16 protein-coding genes are annotated in these 21,315 nt (G+C 36.6%); 2 read left to right on the forward strand and 14 right to left on the reverse strand.

What is annotated here, in order from left to right; all coding sequences use genetic code 11:
• Nucleotides 1–6: 6 nt before the first annotated feature.
• Nucleotides 7–3,222 carry a DEAD/DEAH box helicase gene (locus tag BK579_RS22560; RefSeq protein WP_078549432.1) on the reverse strand — a complete coding sequence of 1,072 codons (3,216 nt, stop codon included), beginning with the start codon at nucleotides 3,220–3,222 and terminating at the stop codon, nucleotides 7–9.
• Nucleotides 3,223–3,378: 156 nt separating this feature from the next.
• Between BK579_RS22560 and BK579_RS22565 the strand changes: the two genes are divergently transcribed.
• Nucleotides 3,379–3,753, forward strand: a complete 375-nt coding sequence (locus BK579_RS22565; RefSeq protein WP_078549434.1) for a YidH family protein — start codon at nucleotides 3,379–3,381, stop codon at nucleotides 3,751–3,753.
• Between the two features lie 197 nt (nucleotides 3,754–3,950).
• Here BK579_RS22565 and BK579_RS22570 read toward each other — a convergent pair whose 3' ends face one another.
• From BK579_RS22570 to BK579_RS22630, 11 genes are all read right to left on the reverse strand, one after another.
• Nucleotides 3,951–5,237 carry a DUF2254 domain-containing protein gene (locus tag BK579_RS22570; RefSeq protein ID WP_169891231.1) on the reverse strand — a complete coding sequence of 429 codons (1,287 nt, stop codon included), beginning with the start codon at nucleotides 5,235–5,237 and terminating at the stop codon, nucleotides 3,951–3,953.
• A 188-nt stretch (nucleotides 5,238–5,425) separates the two neighbouring features.
• Nucleotides 5,426–6,445: a LacI family DNA-binding transcriptional regulator gene (locus BK579_RS22575; RefSeq protein ID WP_078549438.1), complete on the reverse strand. Its 1,020-nt coding sequence runs from the start codon at nucleotides 6,443–6,445 to the stop codon at nucleotides 5,426–5,428.
• A gap of 689 nt (nucleotides 6,446–7,134) precedes the next feature.
• On the reverse strand, nucleotides 7,135–10,560 hold the full coding sequence (locus BK579_RS22580; RefSeq protein ID WP_078549440.1) for a pullulanase: 3,426 nt from the start codon (nucleotides 10,558–10,560) through the stop codon (nucleotides 7,135–7,137).
• Between the two features lie 1,101 nt (nucleotides 10,561–11,661).
• On the reverse strand, nucleotides 11,662–12,441 hold the full coding sequence (locus tag BK579_RS22595; RefSeq protein WP_078549446.1) for a sulfite exporter TauE/SafE family protein: 780 nt from the start codon (nucleotides 12,439–12,441) through the stop codon (nucleotides 11,662–11,664).
• 52 nt (nucleotides 12,442–12,493) lie between these two features.
• Entirely contained in the window at nucleotides 12,494–12,721 is a 228-nt protein-coding gene (locus BK579_RS22600) for a sulfurtransferase TusA family protein (RefSeq protein WP_078549448.1), read from the reverse strand.
• A 17-nt stretch (nucleotides 12,722–12,738) separates the two neighbouring features.
• Nucleotides 12,739–13,866, reverse strand: coding sequence for an MBL fold metallo-hydrolase (locus BK579_RS22605; RefSeq protein ID WP_078549450.1), 1,128 nt, complete (start codon nucleotides 13,864–13,866; stop codon nucleotides 12,739–12,741).
• A gap of 85 nt (nucleotides 13,867–13,951) precedes the next feature.
• Nucleotides 13,952–14,527 carry a sulfurtransferase TusA family protein gene (locus tag BK579_RS22610; RefSeq protein WP_078549452.1) on the reverse strand — a complete coding sequence of 192 codons (576 nt, stop codon included), beginning with the start codon at nucleotides 14,525–14,527 and terminating at the stop codon, nucleotides 13,952–13,954.
• A gap of 52 nt (nucleotides 14,528–14,579) precedes the next feature.
• Complete coding sequence (locus BK579_RS22615; RefSeq protein ID WP_078549454.1) at nucleotides 14,580–14,876, reverse strand: rhodanese-like domain-containing protein; 297 nt, start codon at nucleotides 14,874–14,876, stop codon at nucleotides 14,580–14,582.
• A gap of 12 nt (nucleotides 14,877–14,888) precedes the next feature.
• Nucleotides 14,889–15,251: a rhodanese-like domain-containing protein gene (locus tag BK579_RS22620; RefSeq protein ID WP_078549456.1), complete on the reverse strand. Its 363-nt coding sequence runs from the start codon at nucleotides 15,249–15,251 to the stop codon at nucleotides 14,889–14,891.
• 13 nt (nucleotides 15,252–15,264) lie between these two features.
• Nucleotides 15,265–15,744 carry a DsrE/DsrF/DrsH-like family protein gene (locus BK579_RS22625; protein ID WP_078549458.1) on the reverse strand — a complete coding sequence of 160 codons (480 nt, stop codon included), beginning with the start codon at nucleotides 15,742–15,744 and terminating at the stop codon, nucleotides 15,265–15,267.
• A gap of 153 nt (nucleotides 15,745–15,897) precedes the next feature.
• On the reverse strand, nucleotides 15,898–16,161 hold the full coding sequence (locus BK579_RS22630) for a metal-sensitive transcriptional regulator (protein WP_078549460.1): 264 nt from the start codon (nucleotides 16,159–16,161) through the stop codon (nucleotides 15,898–15,900).
• Nucleotides 16,162–16,635: 474 nt separating this feature from the next.
• Here BK579_RS22630 and BK579_RS22635 point away from each other — a divergent pair, with 474 nt between their 5' ends.
• Nucleotides 16,636–17,442, forward strand: a complete 807-nt coding sequence (locus BK579_RS22635; protein ID WP_078549462.1) for an alpha/beta fold hydrolase — start codon at nucleotides 16,636–16,638, stop codon at nucleotides 17,440–17,442.
• Nucleotides 17,443–17,492: 50 nt separating this feature from the next.
• On the opposite strand, the gene BK579_RS22640 is transcribed toward BK579_RS22635, so the two are convergent.
• On the reverse strand, nucleotides 17,493–19,070 hold the full coding sequence (locus BK579_RS22640; protein ID WP_078549464.1) for a sensor domain-containing diguanylate cyclase: 1,578 nt from the start codon (nucleotides 19,068–19,070) through the stop codon (nucleotides 17,493–17,495).
• 88 nt (nucleotides 19,071–19,158) lie between these two features.
• Complete coding sequence (locus BK579_RS22645) at nucleotides 19,159–21,150, reverse strand: sensor domain-containing protein (protein WP_078549466.1); 1,992 nt, start codon at nucleotides 21,148–21,150, stop codon at nucleotides 19,159–19,161.
• Nucleotides 21,151–21,315: the final 165 nt, after the last annotated feature.

Genomic DNA, 21,315 nt, shown 5'->3' on the forward strand with positions numbered 1-21,315 from the left:
TTCACGCTAATGTATCAATAGTTCCCTCAAATCTTCTTCAGTTAATGTTGTTGAACCTTGGGTATTTTCATCAATTATTTCTTCAATTAATTGCTTCTTTTTGTCCTGAAGTTCATTCATCTTTTCTTCAATCGTTCCACTAGCCACGAGCTTAATCACTCGGACGATATTTTTTTGTCCCATTCTATGTGCCCTTGATGCCGCTTGATCTTCAACTGCAGGATTCCACCAGTTGTCATAGAGGATCACAGTATCAGCTCCAGTCAGATTAAGACCGGTTCCACCCGCCTTTAACGAAATAAGGAAGACGTCTTTCTCCCCTTCATTGAACCGATTGCATAACTCTACTCGCTCCTCTGAAGCCGTTTGTCCATCTAAATAGAAAAAAGCTGTACCTTGCTGAGCTAGTTCACGACCAATTAAATTGAGCATTTTCGTAAACTGAGAAAAAATCAATACTCTCCTACCCGAAAGCTTTGCTTCTTTTAATAGTTGCATCAATTGCTCAAATTTTGCAGATTTCCCTTCATATCCGTCTACAAATAATGCCGGATGACAGCAAATTTGCCTTAATCTTGTTAAGCCTGCTAAGATTTTGATTCGGTTCTTACGTACTGTATCCTTGTCTAAATGTTTCAGCGTATCATGGCGTAGCTTCGCTAAATATGCGGTATACAGCTTTTTTTGTTCTGGGAGTAAATCAACTGTCTCCACAGATTCCTTTTTCTCATTAAGCTCCATTAACACATCTTCTTTAAGTCGACGTAATAAAAATGGACGAATCCTTTTCGAAATCCGTTCTCTTGAAAGGTGACTGAATTCCTTTAATCCTAATAAAAGTTCAGGAAAGACGACATGAAAAATAGCCCAAAGCTCTTCGATCGAATTTTCTATTGGTGTACCTGTTAACCCAAAACGAAAGTCTGCTTTGACTCTTTTAACAGCTCTAAACGTTTGAGTATACGGATTTTTAAACATTTGTGCTTCATCGAAAAACACTGTATGAAAATGCTGTTCTTCAAACCATTTGATATCTTTACGTAATAATGGATATGAGGTAATCATTACATCAATAGCCATCATCTCTTGCTGTAACTTCTTTCTCTCCTTCAAGTCTCCATCAACAACAATGGCTTCTATCTCTGGAGCGAATTTCATCAACTCACTTAACCAGTTATATTTTAAAGAAGAGGGACAAACAATTAGTGTCGGCTTATTCTTTTTCCTCATTTCCTCAAGGGATGATAAAATGAAGGTAATACTTTGAACTGTTTTTCCAAGACCCATCTCATCTGCTAAAATTCCTCCGAACTGATAACTAGCGAGGGTTTTCATCCATTGAAATCCCTGTTTTTGATAATCTCGTAAAATCGGTTCGATTTGTTTTGGAATCTGAAAATTCGTTTGCTCTGGACTAGTAATCGAACTGATAAACTGTTTAAAGGATTCCTCCAGGGAGAATATATCTTCTCCACTATGAGAATCCATGAGCTGCATTCCTTTAACGACTGGTACATTCAATCCACTTTCTAAATCCTCATCCTGAATTGGTCCAGCTTTTAAGAATCGCTGAATTTCTTCAAATTCTTTTGTTTCAAGGGAGAGAAGCGATCCATTTCTGAGCCGGTAATATTTCCGTTTTTCCTCTAACGCTGAAAGTAAATCTTTGATTTCAGTATTTGAAATCCCGTCCATTTCAAATTTAAATTCCAGCCAATTCGTCCGTTCCTTTAGTACCTTCACTCTTATTTTCGGAGGAGTAGTTGCTCTGAATAGTCGATTTCGTACAGCTGTCGTTGCATATATTTGAACAAGTTTTTGAAGCTTAGGAACGATATACTGTAAAAACTCATACTCGAGCTCTTCATTATGAACAAAATAGCCTCCATCTGTTTTTACAAAAGAGCTTTCTTCCATTAGCTCTAGGATCATCGCTTCCTTTTCTTTATCCCTTATTACGACTGGGCCATGATATGCATCATCATCTAACGGGTTAATAATAATCTTCTCATAATGAAACTCTAACCCTACTAATAGGCGATTTTTCAGACGATCCAAAAATAATTTTGCAGTTAAATTTGATTTTAAAAACTGCTGACTTACTCCTTCTGAAAACTGAACATTCCCTAATTTCTTTAAGCCTGGAACAATTTTTCCGATAAAATAAGGCATCGTTTCAGCTTGAATAGGAATCTCGTTTGTCTCTGAAGTATCTAACATAGTCTTGAGACTTGAGAGATGTCTATACTGTTCGTCATTAAACTTGATGATGTTCCCTTCCTTAAGCCCAACCTGATAGGAGTCCATTAATGTGATCTCACCCAAACCTTGGACTTGAAGCTTGTACTCTTTGTCGTTGCTTTCCCGAAAAGAAAACTGTAATGGAAGACCTCCCTTAACTAAGCTAAGCCTTCTCTTTTTCACCCCTTCATACTCGAATGGAACTGATGGGGCTTTGATTAGTAACGGCAGTACCCGTTCCCAGGAGGTTGGGGGGATTAACAGGATATGTTCTGGAAGCTGATGATCTATTTTAGCTAAGTTTATATAAGATTCTTCATCTTGAATCACTTGAATAAGGGCTAGAATGACTACATCGTCATCATGGTGGAAGCAATGTTTACTTGGCTCGTACTTTGTTGACCTAGATAGATTACAAGATTTCCCTAAGCTTACATCTATTAAGAACCGTCTTATATTTGATACATCAATATAATCCACTTTCATTTTGATCCCGAACATGGTTTGATTTTCCCCAACAGTAACTGGTATACAAGTAAATACCACCTCAAGGATTTCTCTATTTTCAAAATGAAGCTGATGTCGACTTGCTTTCTGAGGCAGTTGATCAAAAATTGTTAACAATCCTTCTGTTAATTCATGTTGATGTAACGCGCCAAAATCACTTTGATCTTTTGCGTCCATTATTGGTGGAGGTTGACTTTCCATGTCGTGAATAGCCAACAAAACTGCTGCTATATGCTGACAGTCCTTCTGATAGGAGCCGAGTTTTGGGCAGCTGCATTGTGTGTTCATTTCGGCTAAGCTGTCTCGGGTAACTGTCACATGGAAATCCTCAACCCCTTTCACAGTTGCTTCACACACCTCGGGGTGATAGTTTCGAATGATCACTTTATCCGCACGATAAAAAGCCTCACCACGTTTGAAGGAGACAGAGCCACACATTTCTTTTATGGTTTTATGATTTAATTTAAAATCCAAGAGTTTCTCCTCCTACGTGTTTGTCATTTTCTTATAGTATCACATAATGGTAAGGACTGAAATGAGAGTGGTTTTAGTTGAAGGATCTATTTTTAGGATGAAAAAGAGAATTTGTTTCACACTAAAGAGATAATGTTGAATGGTGAGTGAGCAAACATGGAAAATCAAAACAAGATGACCGGTAATAAAACCATTGATTCCAAATACATCCAACAGCACCTCGCAAATGAACGAACGTTTCTTGCGTGGGTAAGAACTGCCATTGCGATGATCGGGATTGGGTTTCTGATAACAAACCTACACTTTTCTGGGACAATATATTCAGAATTCAGCGATATGATCGCCTATGCAGTCGGACTGCTAGCAGCATTTTTTGGTATCATAACTATCATTTTAGCGACTATTAATTATTTAAGAAAACTGGAGGAAATTAACAATCAAACATATCGAGCCTCTAAAGCTTTAATCATTTTGTTATCTGTGATCACCATTATCATCATGACTGTGTTTTCTTTTTATTTCTTTATATAGGTTGTTTTTTTGTATACAGTTGTTGCTACTGAAAGGTCCTTTACATTTCTAAATTGAGTGGCATCTTTTCTTCTTCGAAATTGTTAACCCCAGATTCCTAAAAAAAACAGTGTATTTTACTAGGTCATTTAGCAACAATCTTACAGAAAAGATCTTTATATAAAAAAGCCGAAAATAGGATTCGGCTTTTCTATAGATTAATCTCCCACAATACTTTGTAATCGCCTTTGGTGAATCAATAAAAGTTCCTTATCATAATCAGTCAAAGATTGATGATTTATTTTTTCTACTACATACTTACTAAACTGTGATACCTTTTGTTTAATTTGCCATGTAGTATCTTCAGCAATTTCACATAAAATCTCTAAGATAACCGTAATGATAGAGATGTCTTTTTGAGCATAATGACTAACTTGATAGAGTGCTGCCTTTAATAAGTCTTCAAAGGGTTTTTGTGGGATGGACATAACAACTTTTCCATCATGCTTATATACTAAAGAAACACCATCATATTTACTTACTTTTTTTAAACACATCCCTAAGTGTTGAATGCATTCAATTGCCGTATCTGGGTCATTAATGCCGGGAGATACAGCTCTAAGTGCAATTTCTGTAATCTTTTGTATACCAAATTCAATGTCCTGATTAGCCGTTTTACTAGGGCCAACTGTGAACATCTCCTTTAATAAAGCATGATCGCTATTGGGATGAAAAACCCTCATTACTGTTTCGTTTTCAGGTAAAAAACTTCCAACAAGGGGCATTACCTCGATACGGTAACCATTGTTTTTAGCGAGATCATATAGCTCCTCTTCATTGATAAACTGTAAATATCCGAAGCGTTCGTTTTTTACTTCAATAACCTTTGAGCTCTCTTTTGCGATTGGAATTTTCACGCTTGAAAGAGAGGTATAGTCGTTATTTTCAAGAATGTTTAGTCGACTATTTATGGTCTCAATAACATCCTTTGATAATAAATCGATTAAATTACTCACCTGTACCCAAGAAGCAACATGATGGATAAAATATATAAAAAAGCCGATACAAATAGTAGCAATTAATACTCCAATAGATGCTGTTACAACGTGGTTTTCTACTGTGTTTTTCTGCATAAATAACAACGAAAATATCGAATAAACAAATCCACTAACAAATACACCTAGAACACGAACTGTAATTGAGTCACGTATAAAGTTCTGCAAAACTCTTGGAGAAAATTGTGATGAAAAAGTGGTTAACACAACCATCGTGATCGAAAATGTAATAGTTGTCATCGTAAGCAACGAGCCTGCAATGACTCCCAACACCTCCTGTGCTAATTCCACTTCAACTAAAAGCACCTCTGGGAAAAAATCAGCAGAGTCCTGAAAAAAAGCATGATCAATTAATATCATACTCACTGCAAGGATAAAGGCTCCTATTGAGTAAAGAGTCGGACTTAGCCATATGAAATTTTTGAGTTTTTGATAAAACTGTTTTAACAAAATGAACCTCCACAAAGAACTTCTTTAGGTTCATCTTTACCCCTATCTCCGAAGGTTAAACCTTTAAGAAAGGCGCAGGGGACTCGTAATCGCCAACAGACATAAGACGAGCCGGCTTTAATGTTGGTCTTTAGCCTTCTAGTGGATTGGACTTACCTGAGACCAAGATGGCGCCTGAAGCTAGACGTTTAACAAACCGCCGTGCTTTGTCTTACCTTCAAACTTACCGAACAAATCATTTCTTTCCCATGGTTAAGGTCACTTTTATTTTCAATTTGATCAATGAGCATTTTGACAGCTGATTGACCCCTTCCATAAATGTCTTGGTTAACAGTCGTTAATCCAGGTGTTAAATACTCCGAAAAGTGAAGGTCATCATAGCCCATGACAGAATAATCTTTTGGCACAGATATCCCCATGTCGTAGAAACCTTTAATAACACCCATAGCAGCCATGTCTGAAAAAGCAAAAACGGCCGTCACTTTCTCTGGTAATTGGATAATCTCTTGCGCGGACTTATATCCACCTTCAATGGAGAAGTCATTTTCAAAAACTAAACTCTCATTAAATTCGATTCCAGCTTCATTTAACGCCTTTTTATAACCCGCTAAACGAGCATTTCCTACGGTTTTAAACTCACGAAGTGGACCTGAAATGACCGCAATAGATGTATGTCCTAAGCTTAGTAAATATTTTGCACCTAAATATCCACCCATTTCATCATTCGTGCCAACTTGATAGACATCGTGATTATGTAGATAGCTATCCATATAAACAGTAGGAAGATTTAACTGTTGGATATCTAATAAGATTTCTTGATAATCATTAGCACCAAATACAATCAGTCCATTGATATTTTTTTCTAATAAAAACGGAAGATCAAGTTCATCCTTCAATCCAGTGACAATCACGTGAAACCTGCGATCTCTTGCTCCATTTTCAACGCCAGAAATAAGTTGCGCGAAAAAAGGGTTCACAATGATCTCTCCACTCGGCGCATAAGGAACAACCATTGCAATTAACGGGTTTAGCTTATCCCTTAAACTACGGGCGGCGACATTTGGCATGAAATGATTTTCTTTAATTATTTTCTCTATTTTCTTTCTTGTTTCCTCAGAAAATCGACCTTTTCCATTGATCACATTCGATACAGTACCAATTGATACATTTGCAAGTCGGGCGATATCCTTTATTGTTGTTTTTTCCAATGTATACTCTATTCCTCTCTCACGAAAAAATCATTGTTTCTATTTTACAACAAATGGACTTCAGTTGATATATTAGTCTACTCTGAAAATAACTAGGTTGGAGAGTTCCATGAGCTGCGATCCACTTGCTTTCCGCGGGGCGGCCCGTGAGCTCCTCGTCGCTTTTTGAGCTCCTGCGGGGTCTCACGAGACCGCTAGATCTCGCAGGAGTCAAGTGGCTCTCCGCTCATTCCACACTAGGTGAGCAACATGTTCATTCTACATGGTGCGAATTCAATTATATGGAAGTCTCCCCTGAAAATCAGTCTGGGGGATACACTACTTGGGGCAACTGCCTCAAAGTGGGCCTATGATTGACTTTCTCCTTGTTTCCGTCCTGACATCTGAATCATAAAGTTCCTATGATTGACTTTCTCCTTGTTCTCGCCGCGGCAACTGAATCATAGAGAGCGTATGTTACTTCCGTCTTGCTTTTACTTTGGCAACTGTAACAAAGCTATTGGAATCACCTAAAACCCGACTAATTATAAGCAATCATCAAGCAAACCTTTTCATATTTCCATGGTGCTGATACTAATTAGTTATGGAAGTCTCCCTGATAATAACCTTGGTAGTGGAACCTCCCGAACTTTGCCGAAAAAATAGACTGTCGATATCGACAGCCTAATAAGCTTTACATGAATATTTATTTACTTCTCTACTGAAAATTTTCTAGCTCTGATAAATGCATACAAACCAAATCCAAGAACTAGTGTTAGCGTACCGATTAAAAGTAGAGTGTGGTTATTTGTTGCTGTATTAGGAAGTTTATTTCCAGTTTCTTTTTCTTCTTTATCAGTTGCTGGTTCTTCCTTATCAGTCGGATCTGTTACTACCTCTGGATCTTCTGAATCAACCGGATCAACTGGTTGTTCAGGGTCAACTGGATACATAGAATCTACTGGGTCTGCAGGGTCTACAGGGTCCACTGGATCTACTGGATCAGTCGTTTCATCTTTGACCTCATTTTTTATAACTACTGTAGTTAACGGAGCCATTGTTAACTTGTTTTCTGTTAATTCAAAACCTGAAATCTCAGAAACTTCTTCTACTCCAGCCTCATCACTGTCTACTAATACTTTATAGGCAGTTAAATCTTCTGACAAGGTAAGTGTTCTTTCTTGATTATCAGCATTTACGAATACATAGTAGCTTCCCGTTCCATCTGTTGACTCATTTTTATAGCCAATCACTAAATCTTGTTCAGTGATTTCTGGAGATTCAATTAATGTAACATTAGAGTTTACTAAGTCCATTTCACCAAGTCTAAATGCGTTTGAAGACCTTCTTAGTTCAATAAGACCAGTTGTATATTCTCTTGTTACATTATTAACCGAGTAAGAATCTGCATTTGTTGCTTTTTCCCAATCAAACATATTAATTGCGTCTGAAGAATCATATGAATCATGAACAAAGTAGCCAAATACAGTTCCAGATTCATCTTCTAATGCATGGTACTTCTGTTCTGGCACTCCATCTGCCTTCCATTGCTTTGTACGACCAAGCTCTTGACCTGCATGAATAAATGCAGTTCCTTGAGATGTTAAAATCATCGCATTTCCGATTCGAATACGTTTATGAATTTCTAAATCATTTTCTGGAATTGCCGGGTCCTTTTTAATTGATTGCGCGATAACATCATATAGTGGAAGATTATCGTGTGCCGCAATATATTGAACCATATCACCTGGATCATCTGCAGGTGTATTTGTAGGTTGACCTTTAATATTATTAAAGATTAAGTTAATATCTCTTGCCCCACCAGTAAGGAATCGTGGCTCACCTTCTGAACCAAAACCAGACTTAAGCTCATTTCTAATTTCATCCGAGAATACACCAACATTATCCGTTTGATCCATCCAATCTTGGTCTGCTCCCATTCCTTGTAGTGATGGATCGGCTAATTGACCGCCAAATGTTCTCCAGCCTTCTCCAATAAATAATGCGTCAGGATTGATTTCAGCGGCAGCGTCATATGCTTTTTGAACAGAGTCATATGTTGCATCCCCCATCATATCCCATCTCATACCATCAATCTTGAACTCTTCAAACCAATATTTCACTGAATCTATCATTAGCTTTTCAGCCATGTGATGATTCGTAGCTAAGTTGTTTCCAAAGCCACCGATAAAATTACCATTAGCATCCTGGAACGCATAATAGTTGGGAACAATGTCATTTAAAAAGCTAGCTTTTGCCATATGAGTATAGACATTATCAAGAACAACACCCATACCTGCATCATGAATCGCATCAATCAGTTCTTTTAACTCTTGAATTCTTAGCTCTGAATCTTCTGGGTTCTCAGAGTACGCACCATCTGGAGTGAAATAATTGTGTGGATCATATCCCCAGTTATATTCATTTCCGCCAGCTGAATAATCTAATTCCCTTTGGCCCATGTTCGTTTCGTCGCCAAAATACCAAGCCATAACTGGTAATAGCTGAACATGTGTGACTCCTAGAGACTTAATGTAGTCTAACTTATCAATAAATGCAGAATAAGTTCCCCATCTAGCATTTAAATCGCCTTCAATAGATGGATCTGAAGTGAAATCTCGAACATGAACTTCCCAGATAATCGCATCTTCTCTTTTTTCATAGCCTTCAATATTCGCTCCATTAAAGCCAGAAGGATTTGTTTGACTTAAGTCAACAATTGCTGCTTTCCCGACTGTATCTCCATCCGGACCAGCTTCCCCCTTTGTATTCACAGTAAAGGCTGCCATGGATTTTGCATATGGATCTAATACTTGCTTTGTTACCCCATCATTTGTTACATCATATTGATAGTAATAGCCTCTTAAGTCTGACACATTTAACTCAGCTGGTGTTACATCTGTAGACCAAACTCCGTCTTCACCTAGCTCTAGTTCAATACTGCCAATTTGGTTAGAAGCGTCGTCTTTATCAAAAAAGTTTGCTGTAACATCACTAGCCGTTGGAGCCCATAACTTTAATGTGACATTTCCATTGTTATATGTTGCACCTAGGTCATTGCCATCATAAGAGTACATTTCATCCAATAATCTCCAGCCTGCTTTAGCAGATACCGTTCTTCCTTGGAATGTCACATTAAATGGTGCATTATCCAAGTTTATTGGCGCATGAACAACAACTGATGTATCACTAGTAATTTCAACCGACTCAATTGTTACAGAGTTATTATCTTTATCTGTAATACTTAGCGATTGTTGTACATCGTCAGCCGTTAATCCTTTTGTACTTGTAAAAGCAAGCAAGAATTTGCTATCAGATAAAACTTCACCTGATACAATCCCAGTTGGTGTTTCCCAATAAGGTGATATATAAACGTTATCATCACCATTTTTAATCCATAAACGGTTATAGTCTTGAAGAAGTGAAAAACCTTTGTCTCCACCCTCTTTTTCACCCGTTTCTCGGTTTACAACTAAGAAACCAATTTGTTGTGCATCTTCTTTTAATTCCACATCTACATATGCACCATAACGGTCTGTTTGTTCAGCCGTGAAAGGAATCGCTGATGTTGGCCAGCTTTCGAATGTAGCTGTTACATCATCCCACATCCAAAGACCGAGATTTTCATAGTTATTATCGTCTCTATCATAATGAATTCTTACTGTATTTTCAGCAAGCTCTACTGGCTCATAAGTAAATACTTCATCTGTACCTTCTTTAATCCAAATTTCATTCATATCAGGGGAGTTGATTGCAAACCCTTTATCTCCGCCTTCTTTTTCACCAGTGGTTCTGTCTACAACTAAAAATCCTACACGCTGTGCACCTTCGATAAGTTCTACATCAACATATGCACCATAACTATCTGTCTGTTCAGCTGTAAATGGAGCTGCTCCTACAGGCCAATTCGCAGTTGGTGATGCAACATCATTCCATAACCAAAGACCAAGGTTTTCATAGTTATTATCCGCTTTCTGATAGTGAATTCTTAATGTGTTTTCTGGAATTTCTGTTACTTCTTGATTCGTTAAAGTCTCTGCATTTGCGTCATATGATAGTTGAAAGCTTCCAATCGGAAGAAATAAAACAAAAACCATCATGAGGATTAATGCTTTTTTTAATGTGTTCTTATTCATAGATCCCACCCTTTAACTAATTTTTTCCGCAGCACATCTTAACTTTAAAAGAATAGATGATTTATAGATATAACTGATTAAACGTTTTATCATTAAGTATACTTTACAGTAAAAAATGTAAAACAATAGATTAACTATCTATTGTTATTTTTTCGATAAAACGTTTTATCACAAAATGTAAAAATACAACTATCCATAAGAAAGTCTACACACGTGCGCAAACGGTTTCATTTACATTTCTCATTATAAGTTTTATGCGATTTGCTTGTCAACTCATAATGAAAACGGTTGCACCAAAAAATAGAAGGAAAACTAATTGACTACTAAAAATTCGTACCATGGTGAATGAAAATAGTGTATTCATCTAATATGGTGTTGCTTTTGATCTTAAGCAAGGGAATCTGAGAACAGCTTTCGTTCCCTTTCTCGATCTTTTGCTGTAAGAAAGGGAACCTGAGAGCAGCTTTCGTTCCCTTTCTTGGGCTCTTGGTGTAAGAAAGGGAACCAAAGAACAGCTTTCGTTCCCTTTTTCGAGCTTTTGGTGTAAGAAAGGGAACCTGAGAACACCTTTCGTTCCCTTTCATGGGCTCTTGGTGTAAGAAGGGAACCTGAGAACACCTTTCGTTCCCTTTCTTGGGCTTTTGGCGTGAGAAAGGGAACCTGAGAACACCTTTCGTTCCCTTTCTTGGTTTTTTTGCATCAGAAAGGGAACCTGACATCACCTTTCATTCCCTTTCTCGAGCTCTTGGTGTGAGAAAGGGAACCTGACACACCCTAGAAGGTTAAAAAGCAACCTTCTAGCCGGCTTGTCTTATGCCTGTCGCCGATGAACAAGCGCCTTCCGCATTTCTTTTTTCAGGGTAGACATCCATGCTAAATAAGTATTTCGCACCATGGTGTATGAAAAAATGTTTCCTCCTCAGTGTGGAATGAGCGGAGAGCCACTTGACTCCTGCGGGATCCAGTGGTCTCGTGAGACCCCGCAGAAGCCTGCCCCTGGCGACGAGGAGGCTCACGGACCACCCCGCCACCCCGCGGAAAGCAAGTGGATCGCAGCTCATAGAACTCCACAACCAAAGGTATTTTCAGGATAGACATTTTTCAATAAATGATATCCATCCAAATCTTTAAAGCTGTTAAACTAATCAAAAGAGCCAAAATAACCTGAAGAACCTTCGTATTCACCTTTTTCCCTGCAATTGCTCCTAGTGGCGAAGCAATTAAACTAGCAATAACCATAATAAAAGCCGGTAGATAATCAATTTGTCCAGTGCTGATTTTACCAACAGTAGCACCAATCGACGAAATAAACGTGATGGCAAGAGAAGATGCAATCGCCATACGTGTAGGGATTTTTAAAACAACCAACATGATTGGCACTAATAAAAAGGCACCTGCTGCACCAACAATTCCGGCACCAATTCCAACGATGAAGGACAATAATGCTGCGATCCATTTATTGAACGAAACTTTATCTAAAGGAATATCATCGATTCCTTTTTTAGGAATAAACATCATGACTGCAGCAGTAATTGCTAGGACACCATAAACTAGATTAATGCCACTTTCAGGCATAAGCTTTGAACCATACCCTCCAATAAAACTACCAATTAAAATACTTATTCCCATGTAAGCAATTAAGGGTTTATTTAAGTAGCCCCCTTTCCTATATGCCCACACTCCTGCAATTGTTGCAAAAAATACCTGTATCGCACTAATTCCGGAAACTTCATGTGCACTGAATGCTGCTAACCCGAACAATGGTGGAATGTATAAAAGCATTGGATATTTGATAATGGAGCCACCAATTCCAAGCATTCCTGATATATATGAACCGATAAATCCAATTAAAAATATAGTGATAATAAATGCCAAATCCACCGTGCTACCTCCTTTTCAAGAAAAGGGAACCCTTAATAGGTTCCCTTTTAAATTAACCTTTTTTTATCCAAAACTTTAAAACATCACTTTCTTCTTCGTGCTTAATAAATTCATGCCCTCCTGATTTTGCCCAAGCAGTTAAGTCATTTTTGGCACCTTTATCTGTTGCATGAATTTCTAAAACTTCACCTGACTCAAGCTCGTTCATGGCTTTTCTGGTTTTCACAATCGGCATTGGACAAGCTAGTCCTTTTGCATCTAATACTTTTTTAACTTCCATTTCCTTAACCTCCTTGTTTATCGTACCGCACAACGGTTTGGTCCGATTTCCATTTCACGTTGTTTTTCTAAATCTGGGTTTATTTTCCCCATGTTTGTTTCACGAATTTCTTGATATGCATTTGGTTGTGGTGGAAGATTTTCTGTAACTAGCTTTCTGAAGACAACTTCATCTTCAATGTTTAACCCATGATTTTTAGCAAAAAGTGATCCTAACTTCTCCGCTACACTCCCATCCTCGTTTAATTCATGAATGATCATAAAGTGAGCAGGAAGTACAACTAAATCCATTGATAGTTCTCTGTAACGAATGTATAAGCTTTCTCTCAAATCAGCTACCCAATCCTCTGCCATTCCTGCAAGATCTGGTCTACCGATGGAGTCAATAAACAAGATATCACCTGATAGCAAATAGCTAGCATCTACTACGAACGAGGTTGAACCAATTGTGTGACCCGGTGAATATAGTGCATGAATATCAATCGCTGTATGACCAATTGTCACTACTTTTCCACCCTCTAATGGCTTATAATCAAACGTTACCTCAGTAGCATCCTTTGGTGGTAACCAGTATGTTGCTCCTGTGAGCTCGGCGATGGTTCTTCCTCCAGAGATATGGTCAGCATGTAAATGCGTATCAAATACATGAGTGATTTTAGCGCCAATTTCTTTTGCAAAATCAAGGTAGGTGTCTGTCATTCGAGTGGCATCAATTATAGCTGCTTCCCCGTTTGAAACAACCATATATGATAAACACCCCTTACCAATTCGAACGAACTGATACACTCCTCCACCATCTCTTAAGTCCCCTATTTTTACAGGTTCTAAATGTTCACTCCAAGCTTTCATACCGCCCTCTAAGTAGAAAGCAGTTAAACCGTGCTCAGATAGCATCTCTGCAACCATGATTGAAGATCCTTCCTTCGCACACACAACTAATAGTTCCTTATCAGTCGGAATCTTATTTAAAATTTCTTCAACACCATCTAGTAACTCGAAATAGGGAATATTGAAATAATCCAAGTTTTCCCCTTCAATTTTCCAATCGGCAAAATCAGCTTCATTACGAACGTCTAAAATAAATAATTCTTTTTTATTTATTACTCTTTCTGTCACTTCTTTTGAATTCATTGCTTTCACAGCCACGATAATTACCCCCTGCGGTATATTTTTAGTAAAAAAAATTTAAACCTTTTTGGGATATGATGAAATACATATCCCTTGAATATTATTACTCTACAACACTCTCAGTTTTACCCTTCCATTCACTCATACCTGGTACAACATTTACGACATGTTTAAATCCCTTTTCAGCTAGTTTTTGAGCTGCAAGGTCACTGCGGTTTCCAGTGCGACAGACGATAAGAATCTCATCTTCTTTGTTTAGTTCATGGATTCGATCTTCTAGTTCTCCCAGTGGGATTGAAGTAGCATTAGGAATATGATTAAATGCAAATTCTGCTGCCTCTCTCACATCAAGAACAACAAAGCTTCCCCCTTGTTCAAGCTTACTTTCAAGATCCTCATTACTAGTAACATCAAGATGCTTTCTTTCAATCGCTTCATCGTTTGAAGATTTTCTTAAAAAGTGCTTCAATACATCTACTTCTTCTAATGTTCCAAGATATTGATGACCTGCACTTTTTGACCATGCTTGAAGATCTGCTTTAGATCCCTTATCTGTTGCCTGAACCTCTAAGACTTGCCCTGCTTCTAGCTCATTAATTGCTTTTTTAGTTTTCACAATTGGCATCGGACAAGCTAAGCCTTTTGCATCTAAAACTAAATTTGCTTTTAATAATTCCATATGTTGCGCCTCCATTTTACCCTTGTGGGTATATAATTTTATAAATAAAAAATTATTCAATTTTACCTTCCCAAGCTAACATTCCACCTGTCATATTAATCACGGAGAAGCCTTGGCTATCAAGGAACTGACATGCACGGCCACTTCTGCCACCAGATCGACAAACAAGTGTATATTCTTTTGATTTATCTAGCTCATGCATTCGAAATTCTAGTAAACCCAGAGGGATATGAATTGCTCCTGGAATCATTCCAGTTTTCACTTCATCAACTTCACGCACATCAAGTAACTTTAGAGCTTTACCATCAGACAATAATTCTTCTACTTCTTTTGCCGTTAATTGTTTCATCTGTTTTCCTCCTTAATTTCTCCATGTGCCCATACCGCCTTTTACATTTGTTACTTGATATCCTAATTTCTTCAACATCTTACTAGCTTTTAGGCTTCTCATCCCGCTTTGACATAGGACGACGACCTCTCGCTCCCTTGAGAGCTCCTTCTCAGCTGTTTTTGCTAAAAAATGCAGGGGGAGATTTTTAAACCCTTTAATATGATTCCCTTTAAACTCTCCAGGTGTACGAACGTCAACAAACTGTTTTGTTTTATCATTTAGTTCACTCTTTAATTCGGTTGTAGTAATTTGTCTTACACCTTTAGCTGGTAAAAGTCGAGTCATGATAAAGTAAACGAATAATCCAATCAATATATAATTAATATATTCCAACTAAATCACCATCCTAGATAAACAGATTTACATTTCCTTCTTCTGCATCAGCTAAATATGCTGCAACACCAGCATAATCAATATTATCTAATAGCTCTTCTTTTTGTAGCCCTAATAAATCCATTGTCATTGTACAAGCAACTAGTTTCACCTCTTGCTCTTTTGCCATGTCAATTAGATCAGAAAGTGGCATCGCATTGTGTTTTTTCATCACATCTTTTATCATCTTTGGACCAAATCCAGCAAAGTGCATTTTTGAAAGACCCATTTTTTCTGCACCCCTAGGCATCATTTTTCCAAACATTTTTTCCATTAAACCTTTTTTCACTTCAATCTTTTCATCCTTACGTAACGCATTTAATCCCCAAAACGTATGAAAAATTGTTACTTCATGATCATAGGCAGCTGCCCCATTCGCAATAATATAAGCAGCCATTGCTTTATCATAATCTCCACTAAATAGCACGATTGTTGTTTTTTTCTTTTCTGTCATGATTCTTCCTCCTATCAATCTTTTACCCCTATGGGTATTATTTTCCGTAAAAAAATTATCCTTTTTTAATCCAAAACTTAGATACATCGTTTTCTTCTTCATGTTTTAACAGCTCATAATTAAAAAAATGTTTGATGTCAACCCACATAATTATTATCTACTTTTCACAAGAAGGTTAAGAGCTTCTTTTACAAGTTCCTCTGTACTCCCTTCGCCATTTTCCTCAGCTTTCCTTACACATTCAACTAGATTTGAGCTTACAACCAATCCAGTAGTACGATCAAGTGCTGTCCTAGCTGCAGATAATTGAGTAATAACATCTTTGCAGTCCTTCTGTTCTTCCATCATTCGTAAAATACCTCTTAACTGTCCTTCAATACGTTTAACTCTGTTTTTCATTTGGTCATTGTATTGCATGAAGTGACCTCCCTTCTTTATAAAACTTTAGAAAATAAAACTCCAATTCATTTAGTGTCATCCATAAAGCAGCCCAACAACAAAAATTAGCCAGCTTTTTAAAAATTATAATTCGAAACGCCACTACGTTACTTCAAATAATGAACAACAGCAGGAACGACTACACGACTTATAATATACCCATTGGGGTATATTGTCAACTACTACAAAATTGTTTCTTAGTGCTAGAACCACGTAACAAACTAGATTCTTGACACATCTTTTATTCATTTAAATTTTCTATACCTTTAGGGGTACCCATAAATAACTCAACATAAAAAGGAGAGTTCAGAATGACTAAAAGATCATGATGAAAGGTGGGGTGGCAGGTTTAAAGCCTTTGATAAGAAATTTACCATTGCACCAATAGTCTGTATTCTATATTATTTAAAGTATATAAATACTGAGGTTTTTTTCAGGTTGAGGAAGTGAGTAATGCTATATTTCAAAACATATGAGAGCAGTAAATCTCTTGAATGGACAGTTTTTATACATGGAGCAGGTGGAAGTTCCGCTATCTGGTTCAAACAAATAAAAGAGTTTAAACAACATTTTAATGTTTTACTAATAGATCTAAGAGGGCATGGTAAATCAAAGGATATCAATAAATTAAATCAACATTATTCATTTGATGAAGTAAGTTTTGATATTTTAGAAGTATTAAATCATTTAAAAATCAAAAAAGCACACTTCATTGGGATATCACTCGGGACAATCGTGATTCGTAACCTTGCTAAGCTAGAACCAGAGAGAGTCATGTCAATGGTACTAGGTGGGGCAGTAATAAAACTTAATACCCGTGTAAAAACATTAATTACACTTGGTAATTTAGGAAAAAGAATGATTCCATATATGTGGTTATATGCATTCTTTGCATGGTGTATTATGCCAAAAAAAAGGCATAAAGCTTCACGGCAAATGTTTGTTGAACAGGCAAAAAAGCTATGTCAAAAAGAATTTATTAAGTGGTTTTCGCTAACAAAATACGCCACTCCGCTTTTGGCTCATTTTAAAGAAAATAATGTTACTATACCCACATTATATATAATGGGTGAAGAGGATTCGATGTTCCTATTATCAGTGATTGAAGAAACGAAAAAGGACAAGTATGCTACTTTGACTGTTATAAAAGACAGTGGACATGTCTGCAATATTGATCAGCCGAATCTATTTAATCAAGAAGCTATTCAATTTTTAAAAATGTCTCGGGCAGAAGATTACGAGAAAGTATCTGAGCGATAATCAATGTACAAAAAAACCAGTTGATTAACTGGTTTTCTTTTTTCCTTAATTCAGTTATTAATCCAAATAGTCGTCCGGTTTCTTCCTTCTATTTTGGATTGATATAAAGCTTTATCTGCTTTTCTGAAAAGATCTTCTAATGTATTTCCATGTGCCGGATATTCTGAAATTCCTAGAGAGATGGTAATTGGTTTACCTACTACTGTATTAGTATTTCCTACTCTTCTTCTTAGTTCTTCAGCTTCGAAATAGGCATATGGAGCTCTTTTCTTAGGAAGTATAAGTACAAACTCTTCTCCCCCATAACGGAAAAACATATCTTCATTTCCTATCAACGACTGGATTAGGATAGCAAACTCCTTTAACACTTCATCACCCGCTTGATGGCCATAAGTATCGTTAATCAACTTAAAATGATCAATATCGATAGTAAGGAGTGAGAATGCTTCCTCAATATTTGTACATTCTTCCATAACTCGATCTAGTTTTCTGCGATTTGGTAATCCTGTTAATAGATCAGTAGTAGCTTCTTGAATAAGTTGATTGTTATTTGATTGAACTGATTTAATGGCAATTGCTACACTTTTAGTTAATAGATCAACTTCTCTATTCCAATGTGATTGATTTTCTGGGACTGGAACAATTTTTCCGGATCCAAGAATATTCACTAGATTGGCCAATTCTATAAATGGACTAGCAAGCTTGCGAGCAATGAATATAGATAGTCCTAATAAAATAAAAAAAGGTGGCAATAGGTAGAGTAAAATCTCTTTGATATGATTTTGGAAAAGTTTATTTACATATGAAACTGGTGTTTGTTGAACGACTCCCCAACCTGTTGATGTTATACTACTATATGCTGCAAGCATATCGATTCCTTGTGTATTCGTCACCAATTCCTTCCCGCTTTTTCCGTGAGTAAGTTTATTCACAATAACATTGCTAATAACATCTTCTCCGATTCTTTCGCTATCAGGGTGAAAAAGAAGTTGTCCATCTGGTCCTACTACGTAATAATAAGATCCATTTTCATCAATAATATCGTTTCCTAAAATCTCATTAAGAACATTTCGTTCTTGAAGATAGATAGCTCCTGCAATCATTCCTCTATAATTTCCATCTTTATCAAACAATGGCTGATTCATTAAAACAATAAGACGACCTGAAGGTGCAATATAAGGGGATGTCAACATTGGTGTTCGTGAGTCAAGCACCTTCCTCGTGATCCCAGTAACCTTTTCCCCTTTCAGCCCAATGCCCACAGGTGCTATATTTCGAATCAAACCTGTTTCATCGATCCAGGATAATGAGTTAAAGTATCTACTGTTATTCCGCAATAGCTCAAGCTGCTGTTGAATCTCCTCATCTGATAAATCATGGTAAGTCATCAAGTAATTTGATGTGTTTGCCAAACTTAATGTCATAGATTGAAACAAAGAATCTACTGAATCACTAATCTTCTTCGATTTTGAGTAATTAAGAGAAAGATAAGTAGTCGCGAGGGATTCCTTCTCTGACTGATAAGATGCAATCATTAAAATACAAATAGTAAGAATGATGGAAGTTGCCACAAACCCAGTCAGGAGTGTTGCAAGGTTTATTTTTCTCTTATTAAATAGTTTTTTCATACTTCACCTAACATCTAAATTATCTATAAAAGGGTAACTTTCGCGGCTACCCCTTATTATAATATTCTATTAAAGTCCTTTAATAAAGTTAATAATTCACAACTGAGTCTTCTTTATCGAAATCTTCCTCTTGAAGATATGATTGAATTTCTTGATATGGTAACGGCTTACTAAAAAAGTAACCTTGTACCTGATCACAGCCCATTTCCTTTAGTAGGCAGTATTGTTCAAGCTCTTCCACGCCTTCTCCCACTACCTTCATCCCAAGTTGATGGGCAAGGTTAATGACCATTTGTACAATGGCCCTGCTATCGGAATCAAACACAATCGATGAAATAAGACCACGATCCATCTTTAGGACATCTGTTCGAAACTGTTGTAGATAATTTAATGATGAGTAACCTTTTCCGAAATCATCAAGAGACATGCTGAATCCAATTTCTCTAAATTGTTGAATGACCTTATTTACTCGGTCTTGATTTTGAATAAGTGCAGATTCCGTAATCTCAATTTCAATCAAGGAAGGATGAATTCCCAACAATTCTGCAACATCCAAACAATCTGTTGCCTCTTTTTCATTGTTAAGTTGAAATGGGGAAAAATTAATCGAAACTTGATAGACCTTGCCTGTTTCTTCCATTAGCAGTTTCATCTTTTCGCAAGCTTCTTTAAAAACCCAAGCCCCAATAGCCTTAATTAGTCCCATTTGTTCAGCTAATGGAATAAATTCATTTGGAGGAATAAATCCTAGAACAGGATGAAGCCATCTAATCAGAGCTTCAAAAGATTCCACTTTCTTTGAGTAAGTATTAATACGAGGCTGAAAATAAAGTTCGAACTGTTTCATTTCAATCGCTTTTCTTAAATCATTTTTTATCATAAATGATCGTTGATCAAGCATTTTAATAGAGTCATTATATACAAGGTACTGATTTTTCCCCATTTTTTTTGCCACCTTCATTGTATTCGTAGCAAAATTTAATAAAGATAACTTCTCCTGTGCATGTAAAGGAAAATTTGACAATCCTAAACTCACTGTAGTAAAAAAATCTTCATCGCGCCCAGCTAGATTTAACGGCTCTTTAAATAAAGAGATGACTTGTTGACCAATTTGATGTACAGAAGCTTTACACGAATTAAAAATTAGTGCAAATTCATCTCCCGCTAATCTCGAGATAAATATATTTCGATCTAGACAAGAAGATAATCTTTTGGCTACTTCTTGAAGAATAGAATTACCAACTTCATATCCAAAGGAATCATTTATATGTTGAAAGTCGTCAATATTGAGTATGGCTAAGTTAAACCCTTCATTCCTTTTCTTCGCATTCCTAATCATAGTCTCAAGACGCGACTGGAAGAAAAGTCGATTTGGTAAACTCGTTAACGTATCATAAAAAGAATTTTGTTTTAATTGTTGCTGTGACCGTTGGTCCTCTGTTATATCTCTAAAATTAATGACAATTCCATTAACGGCAGCTTGGTCGATAAAATTAGTCATAATTAACTCGTGGACATAATAAATCCCATCACTATGGAGAGCACGAACTTGAAATCGATAAGGAACTAAAGGATTTAAGAGAACGTTTTCAAATTGTTGTTTAAAAAACAATTGATCCTCTTTATGTATTAAAGATAATACACTCTTATGTATCACTTCAGCTACATCAATATTTGTTATTTTAGTATAAGAAGAACAGATATAATGAATAATTCCATCTTCTTTAACGACAGCCACTCCATCGTTTCGAAACTTATTTAATACATGGAATCTTTCCTCATTAATCTCTAACTCTTCTTCTATTTTCTTTTTTTCTGTAATATCATTTCGAAACGAAACATATTGGACAGGTTTATTTTGGTCATCCAGCATTGGAATGATCATTGTATCCACCCAATAAAATGTACCGTCCTTTTTTTTATTCTTCAACTCGCCTTTCCAGACTTTACCTGATTTAATGGTTTGCCAAATTTCTCTGAAAAATCCCTTTGTATGAAAACCAGAATTAATGATATTATGTTTAGCTCCTATTAACTCTTCCTTGCCGTATTGTGATACCTTACAAAAGTTCTCGTTCACATAAAGAATGATTCATGAAGAATCAGTTACAGAGATAATTGAAGCCTGATCAAGCGTTCTTTTCAAATTACTTAATAATGTAACATCTGTATCTAAGAAATTAGCAATTTGGCTCATTATTTTTCCACCATTTTTCGATAATTTTCTTCTTAAATACAGTAATTA

The organism is Litchfieldia alkalitelluris (genome assembly GCF_002019645.1).
Lineage (GTDB): Bacteria > Bacillota > Bacilli > Bacillales > Bacillaceae_L > Litchfieldia > Litchfieldia alkalitelluris.